This is a genomic window from Psychroserpens burtonensis DSM 12212, assembly GCF_000425305.1.
GTDB classification, from domain to species: domain Bacteria; phylum Bacteroidota; class Bacteroidia; order Flavobacteriales; family Flavobacteriaceae; genus Psychroserpens; species Psychroserpens burtonensis.
On the sequence record NZ_AUDE01000024.1, the window covers coordinates 35,136 to 58,206 of the forward strand.

Genomic DNA, 23,071 nt, shown 5'->3' on the forward strand with positions numbered 1-23,071 from the left:
AATTTATGTGGTATAAAAATCTTCTATAGCCTTGTTTAGTTGTAATAAATTGGCTTCATTACAATTGCTCTTAGCTTTTAAATATACAATCTGATTAATTAATTTTTTAATGTATTCTTTGTCTTTGCCAGATTTTAAAGACAAATTCTTTACAAACTTATCATCGAGAATTTGAGTGTCTAAATAATAGACACGTCTAATATATTCTAAAAAATAAGTGATTTTTTTCTCTATTAAATTATCATGATCTTTTGTTTCGTAATATAAATTACCAATTGTTTTAGTGAAATCAACAGTTGTGTTTTTTAAGGGTTCTTTAACGTTTACAATACGCTGTCTTCGCTTAGCATTAAAAATCATAAACAGTATCGTCGTAAGTAATGCTATATACCAAGCCCAACGCAGTGCTGGCCGACTTAAAACAAATCGCATTGGTGAACTTCCTAGTTCTTTTCGAAATTTATTTCTAGAATCAAAATAGAGGGTATCATCACTAAGATAAGATAGTACGCTAGATGCATATTTGCGATTATCTTTTTTAAGCAAATGATAATTGGTGAACACTACAGGTTGCACATGCAAGTAAAAATAACCACTTCCCCAAGGGACTTCTATGAAATTGGTATAGGTCGCATCATCAAATTTTTGATGTCCTAAAACGGTCGTGTTGAGCGTGTCAATTTTAGAGAAATAAATATTGTTTAATCCTTTTTCTACGGAAATGGAATCACTTTTAAAAACTGGGTTTGTAAATGTGAATTCTGCTTTACCTTTAAATGTGAATTCATTTTTTGTGTCAAATCCTAAAGAGTCCAAAAGACGATCAGGAAAGTAATTACTCGATATAAAGATATCATTACCATGTGATGCGAAATCTAATAATTCTTGAGCAGATGTATTGTCTAAATCTGGATATTCATCAACGACAATATATGTTCCAGTGGTTAAGTAGGTACTATCTTCCCAATTATAATAGTCGTCAAAATACTCATATGGTGTGACTTTAATCTCTTGTACTTTACTCTCTGGAAACAAATTTGTGAGCTCTTCATAAAAAACAAATGTTCCATATGGGATTTTTTGAGTCTCATTATATGTTTTTTGCCAATTAATAGGAGCAGGTGTTGAGAATTCTATCGCTATAATTCCAACGAATAGTAGTATTAAAAGTCCGACGTATATTTTTAGTGTCTTACTCATTTCCAAAGGGTTCTTAAAAATTGAGTAAATGCTTTTTTAGCCTTTTCAAATTGAGCGTTATCAATATCAAACTCACCATACCAAATGTAATTATAGAGGTAGGAGGTATATGAGAATTCTTCTTTTGTGTCTTTATTTTCTATTTCGAGATAGTAATCACTATTCGTTTTTTCTACATCATAGTCTATGACTTCTGCTTCAGAAAGTGACTTTAATAACCACAAGTAGTAGTACCGAATAGCAAGTCTGTAATTGTCTTCTTTTTCGGCTTCTGCGATGAGTGATTTAAAGTCGGTTTCGTAGATATTATTCTCGAGATCTGTAACAGGAATAATAGTCTTATCACTAGATTTTCCGAAGATCCAACTTCCTTCTTTGTTAATAATAGCCTTCACGATAAAGAATACGACCAATAGAAAAATAACGACATAAAAAATCTTTAAGATGATGTCAGTAATATCTGCAGCTTTAGCATCACTATTGATATCAAATAAATTTTTAAAAAAATCTGATAGCCATTGTTTAAATCGTGTCCATATTCCAGAATTGTCTACAGTACGCTCATAGATGAATTCATTGCCCTCATAGATGTCTTTGAGGTTGTCAAATTCGCGTTTATCAATAGGTGCTGTGTCAACATATACTGAGTCTTGCATGGTTTGCAATGGTGCAGTTGTATCGATAGTTACTGTGTTTGTATGCAAGGAAATTCCGAAGAAAAGAAGGACGATATGTAAGAAGAATATTCTACTCACCAGATCCAATTAGATCAATATCACTTTTGGTATTGATATTTTCATTGTCTTCTTTAAGACTATAATACACGATACCTTGATTGAGTTGTACAACGACATTTAAAATACTACTCACTAAGAATGTTAATAGAAAAATAGCGAGCATCATTACCGTCATGGTTTTTTGAATGGCCATGGGCTCTGGTACAGTATTCGTTTCTATTTCTGTAAACAGATTAACCATACCAAAAATATAAGGAATAAGTGCAATGACATTTTGTGCCACATAGCTTATTAAATAAAAGATACCTACACAGGCTATAGCTGCCCAAAATTTTGAACTCATCATCCTCCAAGAATATCCAAAACTATCCCAAATACCGCGTTTTTCGTCAAGATATTCCATTAGTGCGCCTTGGTAGAATAAACTTACAGCGCCTATAACTAAAGGCATTGCAAAAATCCCTATTATGGTAATGGCGAGAATAAAAAGTAAAATACCAACGCCAAGCATCAATGGAATTACGATTAGTATTCCGCAGAGTAAAAAGATGAATATTTTACCAATATTAGCCTTGTATGTGTTTATAATATCTGTTGCTGTGAAATTTTTGCCATCGTGCTTGCTATATAGTTTTAAATAAATAGGAACATAGGAGTAGGAAATCATTGCAGCCAATAAACCAACGATTATAAATACTAAAATAAGTACTATAAATACCCCAGAGTTTTGGTTCATGTATTCGTCTATACCTGCACTATTTCCATTTAGTAATCCTCCAAAAATAACATCGGTATAAAATTTACTAAAGAAATAGCCTAGCACCATAAGGATCAACAAGAAAATCCCGTTGATAATAAAAAAGTGCTTAAACAGGTGTTTTCCGTTTTGTTTTAAAAACGCAAAGGTGTCTTGAAAGTACTCGCCAAAGCCTCTAGATTTGTATAACTGCATGTAGGTTTTTTAGTTTTTTGTTCAATATAAAAGGGTAAATTAAATAGTAATATGAAATTAAACTTAAGGTTATTAAAATAATACCAACAGATAACCAATTGGGCATCGTGTTTGAATATCTTGTTACATAACCTTCTAGAAACCCTGCGGCAATAGTGAAAGGGAAGGTGCTTATTAAAATTTTAACACCATTTTTCATACCCATTTTAAAAGAGGTCATTCTAGAATATGTTTTAGGAAACAGAATACTAGCACCTAAGATTAAACCTGCTGCGCCTTCAATAACGATGGCGAAAATTTCCATAGAGCCATGAATCCAAATGCCACGAACGCTTTCCCAAAGGACGCCTTCTTGGTAGAAAAAATATTGGAATGCTCCAATCATAATACCATTGTATAACATTACTAACCCTGTTCCTAATCCGCCAAAAATTCCGTAAATAAATGACTTAATACCTACGTATAGGTTGTTAAGCGTAATCCCAATGAAACTTCCCCAATTACTTCCACTTTTATAAACAGCTACAGGATCTCCGGCTTCGATGTTTTCAAGACTCATATTGACATACTCGTCGCCTAAAATTAATCTCACAAACGAATCGTCATGTGCGGCAGATAAGGCTCCTATACCAACAAAACTTAAAAATATAACGAAAGCATAAAGGACATAACGTCTATATTCGTATACAATTAAAGGGACTTCAATCTTCCAGAAATGTACGAACCTGTTGGTGTCTTCGCGTTTTGTTTTATAAATTTTTTGAAAAGCTTTAGCAGCTAGGTTGTTTAAATAAAGAATTGTTTTACTTTTGGGATAGTAAGTTTGGGCGTAAGACAAATCATTTACTAACTGAATATAAAGTGATGCCAATTCATCAGGATTTTTTAGGGTTTTCCCAAAAATAGCCTCTTCAAAATTGAGCCATTTTTCTTTATTTTGTTTAATAAATGCCACTTCTCTCATACGCATTCAAAGTTAAAGAAATTAATGGTAGAGTTACAAATAAATACGACACAAAACGTCAATATAAATTTCATCGCAGCAAGTGTTGGTGAGCGTATATTGGCATATATAATCGATTTTATTATAAAGATTGCCTATGTGGTGGTCGTCTATCAAATAACCTTTAATTTATTTCATATTGATGATATTGTGAATGGTATGGATGATTGGTCTAGAATTGCCATACTAGTATCTTTTTATTTACCGGTTGTATTTTACTCGTTACTTTTTGAAACTTTTCTTGACGGACAAACCATTGGTAAGCGTATTATGAAAATAAAAGTCGTAAAAATAGATGGCTATCAAGCCTCTTTAGCTGATTATCTAGTACGTTGGTTTTTTAGAATTATAGATTTAAATATGATGTCTGGTATTATTGCATTAATCGCCATTGTAACCAGTAAAAAGAGTCAGCGTTTAGGAGATATGACTGCGGGAACTTCTGTGATTACTCTAAAAAATAATGTGAATATTAGTCATACTATTCTTGAAGAATTAGACGATAGTTATGTGCCAACCTATCCTAATGTGATTAAATTATCAGATAATGATGCTCGAATCATTAAAGAGACATTTGTGCGAGCAAAAGCTGCTCGAGACTATGAGACTTTAGTGAAATTGCGGACTAAAATTATACAGGTTGTAGAGATTAAAGATTTTAATGGTAGCGATATGGAATTTGTGGACACCATCTTAAAAGATTATAATTATTATACGCAAGGGAGTTTTGTCTCGTAGACGTTTTAGATATATTTCATTGCCTAAGCCAAGTTAACTCAAAACTAATTCTAACTACCAGTTTGCTCAACTTGAGTTTAAATTCATCTCATAAATAATATCTTTAGTTAAAAATCTTAGAATGTTAATCAAAATTCAAATTACAATAGCTCTATTTTTCTATACTATTTCTTCTTTTGCCCAACCTAATGATACTATCTACGGAAATGTGAAATCTATTAGAGAACAAGTCGTATTCACGGATAGTACGCATCAAAACGGTAAACTTTTATTTACAGATGGAGATTATGGACATAGTGGGTTTATAAGTCCAAAATGGACAAAGAATCGATTTTCTTATTTATGGTACAATACGCCTTGGGTTCACTATATTAATTATAACAGGATATTTAATATAAGAGGTAATACTATTAGTGAAACATGGTATTACAAGAATAATGATACAATGATTAACCAAACTTATGTGTATGACAATGAAAAGAATTTAGTTCAGGTTAAGGAGAAATATGGTGAAGAAGGATTCAGTAGTTCAAACTACACTTATAATTCAAAAAAAGAAATCATTACTGAATTAAACTATATTACGGATGAGCCTAAGATATATTCCTACTTGATTTATCGTTATGATTCAATATCGAATTTAATCGAGATTAAACGATTTAATGGGGAAGGAGAGTCTACCAGTAAGATTTATAAATATGATGATAAAAGCAGAAGAATTGAAGATCTTAGAAATCGGTCGTATAAAAATGTAAAAGCAGAAAGTGGTTACGAACAGCTCAAAGGTGTTGTTGGTGTAAATAAAATTTATAAAAAGTATAGTTATAATGAAAACAACCAAATTATTGAAACGCAAACTTTCGATAGCAGTCTAAATAACGGTAAATTATCTGAACCAAATTCAAGTGTAATAAATCTGTATGAAAATGGTTTATTGGTTGAAGTTCAAAAAATAAGAGACACTCTTATAAATACGACTAAATATTATTACGACAATCGAAAACGACTAATAAAGAAGGCGAAAATTAGTGCTAAATACTCAGAATACAATCAATTATTAGAATATATGTACAACAAAGAAGATAATATTATTAAATTGATTTATTCTGATGCTGAAGGAACTAAACGAATTAGGATTTTGTATGAATTTGATAAACAAAATAATTGGATTAAGCAGATAAAATCAATTAATGGCGTAGATTTATATATTTGGGAACGAGAAATCAAGTATCATAATTAAAAAATTCGTAAAGTATTGAATTTATACAAGCTAGACCTATTTTTGTGCTATAATTAAAACAGGATACGATTTTAAAAGATTACAATTACTACACACAAGGCAGTTTTGTCTCGAAGACATTTTAAGGTTTCTTCGGAAAGGTGAATTTATTTAAACAATCTCTAATAATTCTATGAAGTTTCAAAGTAGAAAAGATATAGTATTTCAAATAATTACCTTTGGATTCGCCATGATTTTTATTGGTGTTGCTATTGTTATTTTTGTTGAAAGTGGACTAGAAGATAGGTCTTCTTTTTTAAGTAGTCTATTGATATTATCAGTTGCTGGATTATTATTATGGATGTATTTAGATACAACTTACGAACTGACTCCAATCGAATTAAAATACAAATGCGGACCAATACGAGGTGCCATCCCAATAGAAGATATTTTAGAAATTATTAAAGGTAAAACCCTCTGGTCTGGATTTAAACCTGCTACAGCTAGAAACGGTTTAATTATAAAATACAGGAAATACAATGAAATTTATATAAGTCCTAAAACAAATGATACTTTTGTACGCAATATATTAGAATTGAACAGTTCTATAAAAGTAACTGCAAATTCAAATAGCTAACTTCAAAATTTCAAATAGTAATGTTTTTTCAAGTCATAGATATTTTAGGAACTATTGCCTTTGCTATTTCGGGAGTATTGGTGGCTCTTGATAAAAAAATGGATCCTTTTGGTGTACTCATTATTGCATTTGTAACTGCGGTAGGAGGTGGGACGTTACGTGATGTTATGATTGGGATTAATCCTGTGTCATGGATGACTAATATGACCTACGTGTATGTGATTTTTGGTTCAACCGTATTTGCAATTTTACTTCGGAATAAAATCAACTACCTAAGAACGTCTCTCTTTTTGTTTGATACTATTGGGATTGGATTATACACGGTTGTTGGCATAGAAAAAGGATTAGTTGCAGGTTTACATCCCATTATTTGTATTGCACTTGGAACAATGACAGCTTGCTTTGGTGGTGTGATTCGTGATATTTTATGTAATGAGATTCCAGTGATTTTTAGAAAAGAAGTCTATGCGACCGCGTGTATTCTCGGAGGTCTAACGTACTTTTCACTTCGTCTATTTATGGCAAATACTAACTTGATATTTATAATTGCGATAATAGTTGTGATTGTAATACGACTTATTGCGGTTAAGTTTAAAGTGAGTTTACCTAGTTTGTATAAAAAGGAACAGGTCTAATTACTTGACGTAATAAATCTTATTCGTTATTTTCCATGCTCCATTAATGTTATGTAGAGATAAAATATCAATATACGTGACATCTCCAACCTTCATACTCATTTTAGCAGTGGCGATGTTGCCAGCTTCGATATCTATATTTAAGATATGAAGCGCACAGTTATTTAACTCACTCTCAGGTAATTTTTCTCTGTTTCCCCATTCTGGGATTAAATCCTTAAAGTAAACATTCTTGTATCCTTTAGAACTGTTTTTGTTATCAACAGGTACTTTCATAGTTTCATATTCGGTATCAAAAGCTGTATTGAGTTTATCGATATCTCGTTCTATATAGCCATTATAATAATTTTGAATGGTAGTTGTTATAAGTGTGAGATTATCAGTTTTACTTTGTGAAATTATTGGTAATGAAATGGTTAATATTATGACGAGTAGCAGTGTTTTAATCATAGTGACATTAATTTATAAATTTTGATTGGTCAAATGGACTATTTCATAATAGAAAAGCATAGCAATAACAACTTTGTTTAAATTATTTTCTAGGTCTTTAACGGTGATGCTATTCGCTACAGATTTTGAAGTCAGGCCGTAACTTAAGCTAGGTCCTTTGATTTGTGTGTCTATAACGTCCTTCAAGCTATTATGAATGGTATTGTTTAATGAGAGGCATTTTATGAAATTGCCTGTTGGGTTTATACACAGATAATCTACTCTAGGAATATCAATATTAGTACTCGTTTTTTAGGTTTAAATTCAATGATCAAACTTTCTGTATTTCGTTCCTTATAATTCTTCAATTTTGATATCCAAATTTTATCAAAAGTTCCTGAGGCTTTCAAATCATCCAAAATGGTTTTTGAATCAGAATCTAATATGAAATCTGGATTGAGGTTCATGGCACTGAAATCCTCCAGAAATCTTAAATAGTTTTGGTTAGTGTTTTTTGAACTATAGGTTTCCATAAGTTTACGTTCAAATTGAGCAGTAGCTTTGTTTAATTGATTAATATCTTCTGTGGTTAAACAATCTTGTAATGTTTCTGTAAAATTAACCTTGGGGTTTGATTGGCATGACTGTAATATGACAATTGATACGATTAAAGTGAGAAGAGTTAATTTCATGTTTTAAATAGAGAACGTTAATTCAAAGAATTTATAAGCGTCTAATTTTTTTTCTAAACTCCTTTTCTGATAATTCAAGATATTCTTCTAAAGTAGAATTGTTATAGCTAGAATCTAACTCAACGATATTTTTATAGTATTTAAGCACACTTAATAGAGCAGAATAAGCAGATTCATTTTCATTTAGATTGGTATTTATCTGATTGTCAAACTGACTTAGACTATAAATCATTGTGATGCTCTTAAAGAATTTGTCATTTGGACATCTATCCATAAATTCGCTAATACCTTTAACTCGCATCTCTAAATTTGGATGATTAAGCGCTTGCCATTTAAAAATAGCGACAGATTTTTCAGTAAAAATAGAATCTGATTCAATTTTGGGGTTTTCAATGAGCCATTTTAAGTTTTTAGAAGACTCTGAGTCTGATGTTATTTGTCCAAAAGAATGGGTAAATGAAAAGAGTGTTAAAGTTAAAGTGAATAGCGTTTTTTTTATTTAATAGTGTTTTTAATTAGGTGCTCATGATGAACTTGAATTAGCTTTACTTCTGTTTTAAAAACCAAACGTTTCTCGCTCTACCATTAGATATTCTAATACCTGTAATTATATTTTTAGTATCACGAACAACATCTATTGATCCAAAATTCACAATGTTTAAGGCATCTTTACCTAAAATTTCTAATGGGAAATCTCCATGTCTTCCATGATGGCCGATTAATGTATCTTCTTTTAGAATGATGTCTAATGTACTTTCAAGTTCTGGGCTATAAAAACGCCCTATATAATCGTCTATATTAATACGAGCCAAATTTGCCAAAGTATATCTTTTAGCCTCGGTTTTACTCCCGTTTTGATAGATTGAGAGTACTTGAGTTTCGTTGTCTTTTAATTCTGAAAACACCAATTGAATAGCATCGACTTTTGGCATTTGATAGGTGTTATTATTCGTGTTGTACATATTGTATTCAGACTTATTCCATTCTTGTAACACATGTAATGAGTCATTTTTAATACTAATATTGAGAATAACACCCGATTGGATTTCATATTTGCCAGTAAGTTGCTCTAGCGTATATGAAATATCATTATTTGGAATCTTTGGTTTTGTGATTTCGGTAGTTACATTGGGTTTGGTTTTAAGAATAATATGAGCAATATTTCGCTCTATACTTGATGGATTTGTTGAGGAGTAATTAGTTAATACAGCAATGCATAGTTGCTCCTCGGGATAGGTACTTGAATAGGCCCTAAAACCTCCAATAGCGCCTCCATGTTGAATCCTTTTATGACCTCTTACCTCGTCAGTGCTAACGCCAAAGGCATACGCATTTTCGCTGCCATCGTTAAGTGGGTCTGTCGTCTGTAGCATTTCAAAAGCCGAACTCCAACTAGTGGAAGGCGTATTGAAGTTCTGTAGCCAAGTCAATAGATCTCCTGTAGTGGAGTGTACATTTCCAGAACCAACATATCCCCAATATTCTACCGCTCTAAAAAAATCATTATTTGCACCATAATAAGAAGTGGCATTATTTGGAACAATGCGGTCATACCTATCTTCGACATAGGTGTTTACCATTCCTAAAGGTTTAAAAATATTAGAGATCATCCATTGGGGGAATTTTTCTTTAGTGACACTTTCTATAATATTCACCATGAGCATATACCCTGTATTGCAATACAAAAATTCATCTCCTGGAATAAAATTTAATTCCTTCTGTTTGAGCATAAATCGATATAAATCTTCATTTGTTCTAGAGTCATCATCTCGCCAACCAGCCAAACCAAGCATGGCGTGTAAACTACGCATACCACTTGTGTGATGCAGCATATGGCGTATGGTAATGACGTGTCCAAAATCTGGCATATCGGGTAGGTATTTACGTATGTCGTCATCAACTGACAATAATCCTCTCTCATGGAGTAATACAATTCCCATAGCTGTAAATTGCTTAGAGACTGAACCTGTATTAAATATAGTTTTGGTTGTGTTAGGGACTTGATATTCTATACTCGCCAGTCCAAATGCTTTTGAGTAGATTATTTTCCCATTTTGCATAATCCCAATAGCGCCACCAGGATGATTTGCATCATTCCATGATTTAAATAAACTATCAATTTTTTGGGATTGAAGTTCACTCAACTGAGCATGTACAGGAATTAAACTAAAACAAATTAGTATAAGAAATAAGTATTTTTGCATCATGACATTTTATTTTGATCTTAATGTTAGCGTCTATCCAAATCAATAGTGAATTCTTGTGTTTTATTTATAACGCCTATTTTGTGATAGTTACAGCTAAATTAGTAAAAGAAAAAGACCTAAAGTCAATTCTAAATGAATTTTACTCATATAGTTTTGGTTCATTAATCCCGCTTTTTATAAAGCCTTCTCTGTCCATTTTAAAATGATTTTTAGTCATACCGTTATAGTCCTTTTTATAAGGGAGTAGATTAAATTCAAGTCTTAGTTGTTTTCTTTGGGATAAATCTATTAAACCCTTTTTTAGAACCGCTTGTGCCTAATCGTTATAAGTCACTTGTGCTCTAAAACGTTGCCGTTTGTTGAAATTGACATTCACGCGATATACAAGCATTTCTTATTGAAACGCAACATCATTATCAGTATGTTGAATTGAGATGTAAAAATTTGAAGACCTGCGTGTTCCAACTTCTTTATATTCTAAATAGCTATATTTTTTGTAAAGCTGTTTAATTTTATCTTGATTAATCAACCCAATACGATCTCTTTTACTTTCGAAAACCGCCCATACTTTTTCAAACCCGTGAGCTTTTATGAGTCTTTGAGTGGGCACTTCTGCATAGTGTTAGTCTAAGGTAAGAATAGCATCAAATTGAGTACTTATTTCCTTTTTATTTACTTCGGAAATGTACTCTGATTTACAATTAATAAGTAAAAAAAAGACAGGATTAGAAGGGTGATTATAATGCTCATGTTTTTTTAAATTAATAGAGCATAGAGCACAGAGCACAGAGCACAGAACACAGAGCACAGAACACAGAACACTTATTTTACAGGAACAGGAAATCCGCGATCTATCATCAACGCTTCAATCTGAGCATCACGACCTCTAAATAGGCGATAGGCTTCCGCAGGATCCATAGAGTTTCTAGGTGCAAATAAATACTTCACAAGTTTATCTGCTACCGCCTTGTCGTAAAAACCACCTGGAGCTTCTTTAAACGCTTCGGAAGCATCACTTGTTAAGACATCTGCCCACATGTAACCGTAATATGCAGTAGCATAGCCTTCACCAGAAAACACATGACCAAATTGTGGTGTTCTATGACGCATTGGTAATTCGTTTGGCATGTTTAATTCAGCTAACGTTTCACGTTCAAATTTGTCAATATCGATATTTGTTGGATCGGCTAAATGTAATTTCATATCCATTAATGCAGATGCTAGATATTCTGTAGTCTCAAAACCTTGATTAAATGTTGACGCTTTTTTGATTTTCTCTACTAATGATGCCGGAATTGGCTCACCAGTTTCATGATGCACTAAAAACTGATTAATCACTTCATCTGTAGATAACCAACGTTCTAATAATTGTGATTGGAACTCTGTATAATCTCTTACTCCACTATTTAAAGTTGGATACTTCACGTTACTAGAAAAGAAATGTAGTGCATGACCAAATTCATGAAAAAATGTTGTCGCATCATCCCAGGATACTAAAACAGATTCTCCAGGAGCTGGCTTTACAAAATTAGAATTGTTAGAAGCTAAGACATTAGTTTCGCCTTTGTAAGACGTGTAACTTCTATACGTTGTTGCCCAAGCACCAGACCGCTTACCTTCGCGAGCGTAAGGGTCTAAATACCAAAGACCAATATGTTTTCCAGAATCTTTATCTGTGACTTCCCAAACAGTAACATCTTCATGAAATACAGGTACTTTCCCTTCTTCGACTGGTGTGAATTTATAATTAAACAGACGACCAGCCACATAAAACATAGCATCGGTTAATTTATCTAATTGTAAATATTGCTTCACTTCGTCGCTATCCAAATCATATTTTTTCTGACGTACTTTTTCAGCATAATAACGATAATCCCAGGGCTTAATTTTGAGCCTATCTCCACTAGTATTGGCAACCGTTTGCATATCTGCAACTTCTTCGTTCACACGAGCAATAGCAGCTGGCCAAACAGCCATCATTAAATCCATGGCACGCTCTGGTGTTTTAGCCATACGATCTTGGAGTCTCCACTGTGCATAGTTGTCATAACCCATTAGGCCAACGCGTTCTTTACGCAGTTTTAAAATGGCTGTAATAATGGCATTGTTGTCGTAATCATCTGCATTATCACCTCGTGAGTAGTAGTTGGTCCAAACGATTTTTCTCAGTTTTCTTTCTGTTGAATAGGTTAAGAAAGGATCCATTGATGATCGCGAATTCGTAATCGCATATGTACCATCTTCTCCTTTGTCTATTGCTATTTTTGCCGCAGATTTAATAAAAGATTCAGACAATCCACCTAACTGATTTTTATTCAAATACGTGACGTAGTTTTCTTCGTCGTGTAATACGTTGTTAGAAAAATCAGTGTATAAAGAAGATAATTCTTTGTTGATAGCTGCATAGCGTGTTTTTTGTTCAGCGTTTAGATTAGCGCCATTCATTTCAAATCCTTTGTATGTTAAATCAACTACACGTTGCTGATCTGCTGGTAAAGGATTGTTTTGAGACGCATTATAAACAGCTTGGACACGTTGAAATAATTTTTCGTTTTGGGATATTTTAGAGTTGTAGTCTGATAATTTAGGTGCCAATTCACCTTGAATATTTCTAAACTCTGGAGATGACATATTGCTACTTAAGATACCGTAATAGGTAAACACATGATTAAGTGTATTTGCAGAAGCCTCTAAAGGCACGATTGTATTCTCAAAGGTAGCTGCTTCTGCGTTGTTTAAAATGGTTTCAATGTCTTTAAGACCGAGTTCCATTCCCGTTTCCACAGCGTCTTTAACATCTGCAATAGTCATTTTGTCAAATGCAGGAAGTCCTTGATATGGGCCTTTCCATTTTTGGAGTAATACATTATCGGTATCGTTCATAACTATTTTTTCTTCGAAATTTTTATCGTCCTTACACGTAGAAAACAGAACGATACTGAATATAAATGCAGCTTTTAGGGGTTTTGAGATCATTATATTTTTGTATTGCATTAGTGAGTTTCAAGGTAGTTAAAAATGATGAACTGGGCTGTTTTGGAATTCTTAATTTATCAAATATCAAATATCAAATATCAAATATCAAATATCAGGTATTAGGTATCAGTTATCAGGTATCAGGTGTTTGCTTTTGGGTTTCTTACTGTTGGATATCAAACCCTCCTGATTTATCTGCGGTAAATCTGTCCTCCCTTCCAAAAGAAGGGAGGAGCTGGCTCAATCGCTATTTTTGACTTTTTAAAGAAGACAAAGTCAAATTATAAGCAAAATCTGGCTACTTCCTTCGGTTGAAGGGAGGACAATTCAGCGAAGCTGAAGAGGAGGGTTTTTAGGAAAACAGTAAGATATTAAGTGTTTCCGAAGAAAAAAATCATTTGATTGTACGAAATAAGAAACAAGTACGCCATATGAGTAAGCTTTGTGTCTCTGCACCTTTGCGATAAAAATCAATCCAAAATCTCAACACGTCGTATGTATACATTTTTAAGAGGCCAGTCTGAATCGTCTGTATCTACATTTGCAATTTTATCAGCGACATCTAAACCGCTAGTTACTTTTCCGAAGATGGTATAATCACCATCCAGCTCATGCACATCTCTTAGCATGATAAAAAACTCATAGGGTGACGCCAGTTTATACGGATTTTCAATATCACTACTAGGCATAGAAATGACACCTCGATCATGATGAAAACCACGTTTTGTATCTGTTGGTAATAAGTATTTGCCAATATAGCGTCGCTTGCGCATCACCTCTCTATTATCTGTACTACCACCTTGAATGATGTAATTTTCTATCACTCTGTAAAATTGAGTATCATTAAAATAGCCTTTTTTTGCTAGGTAAATAAAGTTAGAACGGTGAAACTTTGTTTCGTTAAACAGCAGGATGTCTATGTTGCCATAATCAGTCACAATGCGAACTTTATTCTCTTTATGTCTTTTGTCATATTCTAAAAAGAATTCCATCGCATTGTCCTTATTCAATAGGAATTCTTTTTGATTATCCTCAGGGATTGTATCTGTTTTTAATGCTTTAGATTCCTTTTTTATCTGCGTAGAATCTATTGCTTGGGTAGGTGTTTTCTTTTGAGATTGTTTATCTTCACAATTGAAAATCACCAAACACAATACTGTCATTATAAAAAACCTCATAAGGGAATGAATTTTGAAACGTTCATAAAATCTGCTTCAAAAATAAAAAATCTAAATCTTCCAGGAGAAGACTCTCAATTTAAAATGTCACCACCTTTTAGAAGAGACCTTATAGATGAGAATAGGGAGAAGATGAAATATGCCAGAAAAGCAGGAGTTATGGCATTATTTTATCCAAATGACGCAGGAGAAACATATCTTATACTTATTTTAAGAAAGACGTATAAAGGCGTACATTCTTCTCAAGTAGGTTTTCCAGGAGGAAAATATGAAGACGACGATCCAGATTTAGAATATACTGCGTTACGTGAAACTTATGAGGAGGTTGGTGTGCCAATTACAGATATGAAAGTACTGAAGGCGCTGACTAAGCTGTACATTCCGCCAAGCAATTTCACAGTGTCTCCTTACATAGCAATAACACAACAAACACCACAGTTTATAAAGCAAGATGAAGAGGTTGAAGATTTGATAGAAGTCTCTTTGTCTCATTTTTTAGATGATAATAGGAGCGACGTAAATGTGATGACCTCAATGAATAAAGAATTAGAAGTTCCTGCATTTACACTCAACGGTCATATCGTTTGGGGAGCAACAGCTATGATGCTGAGTGAATTAAAAGACTTGTTAAAAATGGTACTATAAAATATAGTTTTTTGTAATTTTGCTTTTGAAATTTTTAGTAATTTTTATTTGCAGTGAAAATTAAATTTAAATAGTAATTTTTAACTAATTGAAACGAATGAATGCATGATTTCAATTGGATTACTAATCAAAAATAATTAATGGGATTATTTAAAAGAAACCCTTTTGGGCACATACTTTTTGTAAAGAAATGGTTGATTAGAATTTTAGGAGCTCTTACGCACCGCAGGTTTAGAGGGTTTAATGAGCTTCAAATAGAGGGCTCTGAAATCATTAAAAATCTACCCGATAACAATGTTCTTTTTATATCAAATCACCAGACCTATTTTGCAGATGTAATTTCAATGTTTCATGTATTTAATGCGAGTCTAAGTGATCGTGGAGATTCGATAAAAAATATAGGTTATCTTTGGAATCCCAAACTAAATATTTATTACGTTGCCGCTAAAGAAACCATGAAATCTGGCTTATTACCAAAGATTTTAGCTTATGTTGGTTCTATTAGTATCGAGCGTACATGGCGAGCTGAAGGTCAAAATGTAAATCGTCAGGTTAAAATGAGTGATATTTCTAGCATTGGAAAGGCTTTAGATGACGGTTGGGTTATAACATTTCCGCAAGGAACTACGACGCCTTTTAAGCCTATTCGTAAAGGTACAGCTCATATTATAAAGAAGTACAAACCAATAGTTGTTCCTATTGTAATAGACGGGTTTAGACGGTCATTTGATAAAAAAGGATTGCGTGTTAAGAAGAAAAATGTCTATCAATCTTTTGAAATCAAAGAGCCTCTAGAGATTGATTACGACAATGAATCCATCGATTCTATTGTAGAAAAAATTGAATATGCTATTGAGCAACATCCGTCATTTTTGAAGGTGATTCCACAAGATGAACTAGAAGAAAAGGAGCGACTTAATCGAGAGTTACGCGATTGGTAATTGTCTTATTGTTTTAAGCAAAAGCATTATATAGTGAACGTCCAATGACTACCAGCAAGAATATTAATAATGCAGAAAAAAGAAATATCTCAAAGGTTTTCAAGATTAACCTTGCGCCAGCAACATAACAACTATTCTCGTATTCTCCTTGAAGTATAATATGGTTTTTTTGTTGCGATATCTTATCCTTAAATAAAGCCAACCAATAGGGACATATGAAATACGCGCTAGAATTTCCATTTTAGCTTAGTATTAGCTCGTCTTTAGAACCTGCTTTCTTTATACCTAGACAATTTACTTTGTAACAGCTTTCGTGATCTTCAATATGGAGTTTTATCTGTTTCATTATTACACTTCCAACTTCTTAAGCTCCTCGTAATTACTGTTAAGTCGTTTCAATAAAATGCCATAGATAAGACGATAGAACAACCAAAATACGAGTAAGAAAAAAGCAATAAATAGCATCATGACAACAGTTACAATAAACATTTGCTTACTAGAATATTGAGCAAATTGTTCAGTTACTTCTGGATTGTAATTAATAGTGTAATATAAACCAATTGATAGTGATAAAAACCCCATAACGAGATTGTAAATCACATAATACTTTATTACTTTTCTAGTCTTCAGAATATTTTCCATTAGTTTTTTTGCACTATCTGTAACAGAAATAGACTTGTAGGATTTAAAAAGTAGATATACAAAGACAAGTATGACAAGAATGCTAAAGATGGTGATCCCAATTAGTAAAGTAACATTGCCAAACATGGCAACCAATTCTTCACGGTAATCTTCTGAAGCAAACAAAGGATAAATATTAGCAACAAGCCAAAATAGAAGCTCTGCGATGCTTATATAAAATAGCGTTTTTACAATCGATGACGATTTTTTATGCAGCATGGGGTAGATATCCTTACCCAGTAGTTGTTGATTAACTTGCGTTGTGTTGGCTTGCCAATCTTTTTTTAATAAGTCTAACTCATCCATAATATCACGGATTTAATATTGTTCTTAATTTTTTCTTCACCCTATTCATTTTTACACGAGCATTAACTTCGCTAATACCTAGGGTTTCACTTATTTCTTTATAATTTTTATCTTCTAAATACAATAGTACTAATGCTTTTTCAATATCATTTAATTGGTGTACTGCTTCGTATAATAATTTTAGTTGCTGCTCTTCGGTATCGTCATATTCTACAGATTTTATTTTAAAAGATACAGTTTCAAACTCTTGCGTTTTGATGGTACGCTTTGATTTTCGATATAGTGTAATTGCGGTATTTAATCCTACCCGATACATCCAAGTACTAAACTTCGCATCGCCTCGAAATTTTGGATATGCTTTCCATAACTGTATCGTTATCTCTTGAAACAAATCATTGTGAGCATCTTGATTATTGGTATATAATCTACATACTTTATGCACAATGTTCTGATGTTTCTCAAGTAATTCTACAAAACTATGTTCGAGTTCTTTATTCAAATTTGATTAGTTAGTTACTTATAAGTAGTATTAAAATTTAAAATGTTACATTTCATTCAACATTAAATCAAAAATAAGATTTTAACTGGCATAAATTGTATCTTTGGACATGACCTATTAAGTCGCTTTTTTATATGAATATTCCTGAATCAAAGTTCCCCAGAATTGTAATAATAGGTGGTGGTTTCGCCGGCGTAAATTTAGTAAAGTCATTAGCGAAAAAAGAGGTGCAGGTCGTTCTTTTGGACAAGCATAACTATCATACGTTTCAGCCATTATTATACCAAGTATCTAGTTCAGGATTAGAACCCGACTCTATTGCATATCCGCTGAGAAAAATCATTAAAAAAAATAGCAATACATTTTTTAGACTTGCTGAAGTAGAAAATGTGAATGCAAAAAAAAATGAAATTAATACAAGTATTGGAACGCTTACATATGATTATTTAGTTATCGCTACTGGAACTAAAACTAATTATTTTGGTAATAAAACAATCGAAGCTAATAGCATGCCAATGAAAAGCATACCTCAGGCGCTCAATATTAGAAGTTTGATTCTCCAAAATTTTGAAAAAGCAGCTGTTACGAGCTCTATAAAAGACCGCCAAGCCTATTTGAATTTTGTTATTGTTGGAGGAGGTCCAACAGGAGTCGAACTGGCAGGAGCAATAGCCGAACTTAAAAATCATATTCTCCCAAGAGATTATCGTGACTTAGATAGTAGTATTATGCAAATTCATTTATTAGAAGGAACAGATAGAGTGCTGCCGTCAATGAGTGCTACTGCTTCAAAGAAATCAGAGGGGTTTCTAAAAAGGTTAGGTGTTCGTGTGCACACGAATGTGTTTGTGAAAGATTATGATGGAAAACTGGTAACCACTAATTCTGATTTAAAATTACAGACTGAAACTTTAATTTGGGCGGCAGGAGTCACAGGTTCTTTGGTGCATGGACTTAAAGCGGAGTCCATGTTAGAAAAAGCAAATCGATATGTAGTGAATCGCTTTAATCAAATTGAGGGCTACGATACTATTTTTGCTTTAGGCGATATCGCTTCTATGAGCACATTAGATTACCCTAATGGCCACCCACAAGTCGCTCAGCCTGCAATTCAGCAAGGTAAACTTCTTGCAAAAAATATAATGCGAATTATTAACAAGCAATCACCAAAACCTTTTGTCTATAACGATAAAGGCTCTATGGCAACAATTGGTCGTAATAAAGCTGTGGTAGATTTAAAACACTATAAATTTGGAGGATTCTTTGCTTGGTTTATTTGGATGTTTATTCATTTAATATCACTTGTAGGTTTTCGAAACCGCGTTATTGTGTTCTTTAATTGGACGTATAACTATATTAATTTTGATAAAGCGGCACGACTTATTATTAGGCCTTATAAGAAGTAGATGTTTTGAGCTTTCCTTGGAGCAGGCTTTTTTCTAAACTCCGTTTAAGCTCTACACGACAGCTTTTATAAACTTTAACGACGCACAGTAGCCACAAAAAGAGGTTCTGCCCATCCTTGTCTGTAGGAAGTCAGGTTTAACCTGAGGCTTTGGCTAATTTCAAAAGTCCTATAATGATTAAATATTGAGCTAAAGCATAAGTAAATATGATACTTATATTTGAATAGGCTAGTGGCTCATGAAATTTATTTAGTGCCAATATACTATCAGAAATCATGAAAAATAAGGCGCCCAAGAGTACCAATATATAACTCAGTCTTGGCGCATTTCCTTGTCGCAAAAAAGCAGATGTTGACATGCTTAAAATAACGAGCATATAAATTATTACAGGTATAAACATCTCATGTAAACCTTCATTTAATAGATAAAACAAGCCCAAAGCATACAGTATTAAAAGCATCATAAAACCAAATGGATTTAAGGTTTTGTTTCTATGCTTTAAGAATGCGATGACATACATCACATGTGCTATTAGAAAAGCAACCAAACCAAATAAGAAGTATGTTGGTGAAGACTCTACAAACATGAGAAGGACATCTCCAACTAGTGAAAATAATAAAGCAGCGGTTGTAATTAATCTCAAGTTTTTATTGAGCGTTTTACTATGCATCCAAAAGAAAATTAACAAGGATATTACGATTGCGGGTTTAAAACCATAATGAAAGGATGCGAAATCTTCTGAAGACTCTGTAATTAATTCTGCAAGGACAATGAAGCCGTAAATAATGCTGAATTTTTTTTCTGAAAATGTAAGCATACATTATTGAATTTCTCAAAAATATGCAATTCGGTATTGATTTTTGACAATTGAGTCATATAGAATTTTATTAGTTGCGATTGTTATTCATTTTTGACCTATCAATTAACACTGAAAATAGTTCAGTACAAGAAACGAATAGTTAAAATAATCAACCATGAGTAAATTAATCACTCTTATCGCAATCTTCATCTCATCAATGACATATGCACAAACCATTATTAAAGGAAAAGTGATAGACACCAAAAATCTAGCCGTTTTTGGAGCCAATGTCTACCTAGATGGCACTTATGACGGAGCTACAACAGACGAGAACGGAAACTTTAAGTTTACTACGCAAGAAACGGGAACACAACGCTTAATCATTTCGTTTTTATCATACGAAACAAAGACCATGATAAGAGATGTGTCAACCTTTAAAGATGTTAAAATTGTATTGCAAGAGGATATGGAGTATTTGGATGCCGTTATCATTTCGGCAGGAACTTTTGAGGCTAGTGATAATAGCAAAGTTTCGGTTTTAAAACCATTAGATGTCGTAACAACAGCAAGTGCATTAGGTGATTTTGTTGGAGCCTTACAAACATTGCCTGGAACATCTACTGTGGCAGAGGATGGTAGACTGTTTGTGAGAGGAGGAGATGCCGATGAAACTCAAATTTTTATTGATGGTATTCGTGTGTTTACTCCCTATTCTCCGGTTCCAAATAATATTCCAACACGCGGTCGTTACTCGCCTTTTCTGTTCAATGGGATTACATTTTCAACAGGTGGTTACTCTGCAGAGTATGGTAATGCACTCTCTAGCGTACTATTATTAAATACCGTTGATGAGCCAGATCAAGAAAAAACTGAAATTGGGATTATGACCGTTGGAGCTAGTCTTGGTCGTACCGAGAAATGGGATAAAACATCAGTGAGTGTTAAAGCGTCTTACACTAATTTAGGACCTTATGTTGCCTTGTTTCCAGATCGTAACGAGTGGAAAAAACCCTATCAAGGTGCTCAAGGTGAAGCGGTCTTTCGGCAGAGGTTTAATAACGGAATCCTAAAGTTCTACGCAGCTTTTGACACGGCTAGTTTCGATGTAATACAAGAAGATATTAATACTCCCGACGGTGTGAGATTCAAACTCAATAATAGAAACTTTTATGGGAACACCTCATATCAAGGTATTTTGGGTAAAGGTTGGTCCATAAACACAGGATTGAGTTATACTATTGCTAAGACAGATTTCTCATTTATTGATAATGATATTAGTGATACTGAAAATTCTGCTCATGTAAAATTGAAATTTAAAAAACGATTCAACAGCAGGTTTAAATTGTATTTTGGAGTAGAGCATTTTACAACTAAGTTTGATGAGCATTTTTCTTCGGAAATCGTCTCACCCGTAAGCTATGGCTTTAATAGTAATAACTCTGCACTTTTTGTCGAGTCAGATATCATATTTAGTAAAAAATTCGCGGCAAAAGTAGGAGTAAGAGTAGATAGATATGAGCTGTCTGATGAGTTTCAAGTGGCGCCAAGAGTATCATTTGCTTATAAAACATCTAAAAATGGACAGTTATCAATGGCTTACGGAAGTTTCTACCAAAATGCAAATAGTAGTGCTTTGAAGTTTGAACAAGATGTAAAATCACAAAGCACAAAGCACTACATTATGAACTATCAATTTGTAAACGACGGACGCTTATTTCGTGCAGAACTCTACAGAAAAGAGTATGATAACTTAGTGAAATTTGATACCGCTTTTGAAAGTTTTGAAAGTAATTATGATAATTCTGGATCTGGTTTTGCACAAGGTTTAGACATTTTTTGGAGAGATAATAAGAGCATCAAAAATGTAGATTATTGGTTGAGCTATTCGTATTTAGATACAGAACGTGATTACCGCAATTTCCCTACTAAAGCACAGCCTAACTTTGCGAACACGCATAACTTCTCTGCTGTGGCTAAGTACTGGATTGAAGATTGGAAAAGTCAAGTAGGTTTTAGTTATACGTATGCCTCTGGACGACCGTTTACAAATCCAAATACTGAGAATTTCTTAGGAGATATGACAAAGAGTTTTAATAGTGTTAGCCTTAATTGGGCATATTTAATCTCACCACAAAAGATTCTATACCTTTCTGTAAACAATGCTTTAGGGTTTAAAAATATCAACGGATATCAATATGCAAATACACCAGATATCAATGGTGATTTCGCAAGACGCTCTTTAAAACCAGCAGCAGATCAATTCTTCTTTATCGGTTTCTTTTGGACGATTAGTGAAGATGGCAGTGATAACCAGTTAAATGATCTTTAATATATTGTCATTAGAGGTGCCCAATATGATAATTGTCATTTTTTTTTAGTCTGTTACAGAGTAACTTAGAGTTAATAAAAAAGCTCAAAGTTATGGAAGTCAAGAAAAACCCAGAGGTCAATGTGAGTAGAAATAGTAGTCTGTATTTTGCTATTGGTTTAAACCTAATGTTATTATCAACCTATTTGATATTAGAGTATAAATCCTATAAAAAAGAGGATGTCATTGTAGAGGCTCTTGATCTTGATGATTATATCGATGAAGATATAGAAATCATAAATCTAAGTGCACCGCCACCGCCACCTACTCTAGCCGTCGTTCCTGAAGATATTAAAGTTATTGAAGATATTGTTGATATTCAAGAAACTATTATTGAAAGCAGTGAAATGAATCAAACAGATATTATCGCTGAGATAGTGAGAGTTGAAGATGTAGAAGTTGAAGAGGTCGAAGAAGATATTGAAGTGCCTTTTTCAGTTATCGAAAATATTCCAGTATTTCCAGGTTGTGAAAATAGGGCAAAAGCAGAGCAAAGAAAATGTTTCGAAAACGCTATAAAAGCTCATGTTAGAAAAAATTTTAAATATCCAGATGCAGCTTTAGAGTTGGGGATATATGGTAAGGTATATGTGCTATTCATTATAGATAATACTGGATATGTAGCCAAGGTTAAGAGCAGAGGTCCAGATAAAATATTAGAAAAAGAAGCGGAGCGTATTATAAGCTCCTTACCAAAAATGATACCCGGTAAACAACGTGGTATAGCTGTAAGTGTACCTTATAGTATTCCTATTAGTTTTGTGCTAAACGAGTAAGAATTTCTTTTTTAAATTAAAAAGAGATTGTTTTTTAATGAAATAAA

23 protein-coding genes are annotated in these 23,071 nt (G+C 33.1%); 9 read left to right on the forward strand and 14 right to left on the reverse strand.

The annotated features are described in order from the left end of the window. Positions 1-3 precede the first annotated feature (3 nt). Genes H593_RS0111400 through H593_RS0111415 form a run of 4 tightly spaced genes read right to left on the reverse strand, consistent with a single transcriptional unit; the run spans position 4 to position 3,853 of the window. The gene (locus H593_RS0111400) at positions 4-1,200 is read right to left on the reverse strand and encodes a DUF4350 domain-containing protein (RefSeq protein ID WP_028872564.1); all 1,197 of its coding nucleotides are present in this window, start codon (positions 1,198-1,200) and stop codon (positions 4-6) included. Beyond that, positions 1,197-1,955, reverse strand: a complete 759-nt coding sequence (locus H593_RS0111405; RefSeq protein ID WP_028872565.1) for a hypothetical protein — start codon at positions 1,953-1,955, stop codon at positions 1,197-1,199. Before H593_RS0111405 ends, H593_RS0111400 begins: the two co-directional genes overlap by 4 nt. Then, positions 1,948-2,889 carry a hypothetical protein gene (locus H593_RS0111410; protein ID WP_028872566.1) on the reverse strand — a complete coding sequence of 314 codons (942 nt, stop codon included), beginning with the start codon at positions 2,887-2,889 and terminating at the stop codon, positions 1,948-1,950. The genes H593_RS0111405 and H593_RS0111410 overlap by 8 nt, the downstream gene beginning before the upstream one ends. Beyond that, positions 2,870-3,853, reverse strand: coding sequence for a stage II sporulation protein M (locus H593_RS0111415; RefSeq protein WP_028872567.1), 984 nt, complete (start codon positions 3,851-3,853; stop codon positions 2,870-2,872). Before H593_RS0111415 ends, H593_RS0111410 begins: the two co-directional genes overlap by 20 nt. Positions 3,854-3,877: 24 nt before the next feature. Here H593_RS0111415 and H593_RS0111420 point away from each other — a divergent pair, with 24 nt between their 5' ends. The 4 genes from H593_RS0111420 to H593_RS0111435 all read left to right on the forward strand — a co-directional run bounded on the left by H593_RS0111420 (position 3,878) and on the right by H593_RS0111435 (position 7,121). Further along, positions 3,878-4,630 carry an RDD family protein gene (locus H593_RS0111420; RefSeq protein ID WP_028872568.1) on the forward strand — a complete coding sequence of 251 codons (753 nt, stop codon included), beginning with the start codon at positions 3,878-3,880 and terminating at the stop codon, positions 4,628-4,630. Positions 4,631-4,751: 121 nt separating this feature from the next. After that, on the forward strand, positions 4,752-5,870 hold the full coding sequence (locus tag H593_RS0111425) for a hypothetical protein (RefSeq protein WP_028872569.1): 1,119 nt from the start codon (positions 4,752-4,754) through the stop codon (positions 5,868-5,870). 172 nt (positions 5,871-6,042) lie between these two features. Then, positions 6,043-6,486, forward strand: a complete 444-nt coding sequence (locus H593_RS0111430) for a PH domain-containing protein (protein WP_028872570.1) — start codon at positions 6,043-6,045, stop codon at positions 6,484-6,486. A 20-nt stretch (positions 6,487-6,506) separates the two neighbouring features. After that, positions 6,507-7,121 carry a trimeric intracellular cation channel family protein gene (locus tag H593_RS0111435; protein ID WP_028872571.1) on the forward strand — a complete coding sequence of 205 codons (615 nt, stop codon included), beginning with the start codon at positions 6,507-6,509 and terminating at the stop codon, positions 7,119-7,121. Here the strand turns inward: H593_RS0111435 and H593_RS19110 are convergent, their stop codons facing one another. The 7 genes from H593_RS19110 to H593_RS0111480 all read right to left on the reverse strand — a co-directional run bounded on the left by H593_RS19110 (position 7,122) and on the right by H593_RS0111480 (position 14,603). After that, the gene (locus H593_RS19110) at positions 7,122-7,571 is read right to left on the reverse strand and encodes a nuclear transport factor 2 family protein (RefSeq protein WP_037052190.1); all 450 of its coding nucleotides are present in this window, start codon (positions 7,569-7,571) and stop codon (positions 7,122-7,124) included. A 257-nt stretch (positions 7,572-7,828) separates the two neighbouring features. Next, positions 7,829-8,242 carry a hypothetical protein gene (locus H593_RS0111445; RefSeq protein WP_028872572.1) on the reverse strand — a complete coding sequence of 138 codons (414 nt, stop codon included), beginning with the start codon at positions 8,240-8,242 and terminating at the stop codon, positions 7,829-7,831. A 31-nt stretch (positions 8,243-8,273) separates the two neighbouring features. After that, entirely contained in the window at positions 8,274-8,543 is a 270-nt protein-coding gene (locus H593_RS0111450) for a hypothetical protein (RefSeq protein WP_028872573.1), read from the reverse strand. A 244-nt stretch (positions 8,544-8,787) separates the two neighbouring features. After that, positions 8,788-10,449: a serine hydrolase domain-containing protein gene (locus H593_RS20110; RefSeq protein WP_051229717.1), complete on the reverse strand. Its 1,662-nt coding sequence runs from the start codon at positions 10,447-10,449 to the stop codon at positions 8,788-8,790. 394 nt (positions 10,450-10,843) lie between these two features. Further along, a complete protein-coding gene (locus H593_RS0111470) occupies positions 10,844-11,059 on the reverse strand; it encodes a hypothetical protein (protein WP_028872575.1) in 216 nt (71 codons plus the stop codon). A 212-nt stretch (positions 11,060-11,271) separates the two neighbouring features. Then, positions 11,272-13,443, reverse strand: coding sequence for a M3 family metallopeptidase (locus H593_RS0111475; RefSeq protein ID WP_245585044.1), 2,172 nt, complete (start codon positions 13,441-13,443; stop codon positions 11,272-11,274). Positions 13,444-13,895: 452 nt separating this feature from the next. After that, entirely contained in the window at positions 13,896-14,603 is a 708-nt protein-coding gene (locus H593_RS0111480; RefSeq protein WP_028872577.1) for a peptidylprolyl isomerase, read from the reverse strand. Between the two features lie 6 nt (positions 14,604-14,609). Between H593_RS0111480 and H593_RS0111485 the strand changes: the two genes are divergently transcribed. Both H593_RS0111485 and H593_RS0111490 read left to right on the forward strand, forming a co-directional pair. After that, positions 14,610-15,248 carry an NUDIX hydrolase gene (locus H593_RS0111485; RefSeq protein WP_028872578.1) on the forward strand — a complete coding sequence of 213 codons (639 nt, stop codon included), beginning with the start codon at positions 14,610-14,612 and terminating at the stop codon, positions 15,246-15,248. A gap of 140 nt (positions 15,249-15,388) precedes the next feature. Continuing rightward, on the forward strand, positions 15,389-16,189 hold the full coding sequence (locus tag H593_RS0111490) for a lysophospholipid acyltransferase family protein (protein ID WP_028872579.1): 801 nt from the start codon (positions 15,389-15,391) through the stop codon (positions 16,187-16,189). 348 nt (positions 16,190-16,537) lie between these two features. Here the strand turns inward: H593_RS0111490 and H593_RS0111495 are convergent, their stop codons facing one another. After that, the gene (locus H593_RS0111495) at positions 16,538-17,176 is read right to left on the reverse strand and encodes a hypothetical protein (protein ID WP_028872580.1); all 639 of its coding nucleotides are present in this window, start codon (positions 17,174-17,176) and stop codon (positions 16,538-16,540) included. 4 nt (positions 17,177-17,180) lie between these two features. Next, on the reverse strand, positions 17,181-17,675 hold the full coding sequence (locus H593_RS0111500) for an RNA polymerase sigma factor (protein ID WP_028872581.1): 495 nt from the start codon (positions 17,673-17,675) through the stop codon (positions 17,181-17,183). 134 nt (positions 17,676-17,809) lie between these two features. On the opposite strand from H593_RS0111500, the gene H593_RS0111505 reads away from it, so the two are divergent. After that, positions 17,810-19,081 carry an NAD(P)/FAD-dependent oxidoreductase gene (locus H593_RS0111505; RefSeq protein WP_028872582.1) on the forward strand — a complete coding sequence of 424 codons (1,272 nt, stop codon included), beginning with the start codon at positions 17,810-17,812 and terminating at the stop codon, positions 19,079-19,081. Between the two features lie 136 nt (positions 19,082-19,217). On the opposite strand, the gene H593_RS0111510 is transcribed toward H593_RS0111505, so the two are convergent. Beyond that, positions 19,218-19,898 (reverse strand): lysoplasmalogenase, encoded by a 681-nt coding sequence (locus H593_RS0111510; RefSeq protein WP_028872583.1) that lies wholly within the window; start codon positions 19,896-19,898, stop codon positions 19,218-19,220. Between the two features lie 157 nt (positions 19,899-20,055). Here H593_RS0111510 and H593_RS0111515 point away from each other — a divergent pair, with 157 nt between their 5' ends. Both H593_RS0111515 and H593_RS0111520 read left to right on the forward strand, forming a co-directional pair. Continuing rightward, a complete protein-coding gene (locus tag H593_RS0111515; protein WP_028872584.1) occupies positions 20,056-22,209 on the forward strand; it encodes a TonB-dependent receptor in 2,154 nt (717 codons plus the stop codon). 92 nt (positions 22,210-22,301) lie between these two features. After that, positions 22,302-23,024 (forward strand): energy transducer TonB, encoded by a 723-nt coding sequence (locus H593_RS0111520; protein ID WP_028872585.1) that lies wholly within the window; start codon positions 22,302-22,304, stop codon positions 23,022-23,024. Positions 23,025-23,071 lie beyond the last annotated feature (47 nt).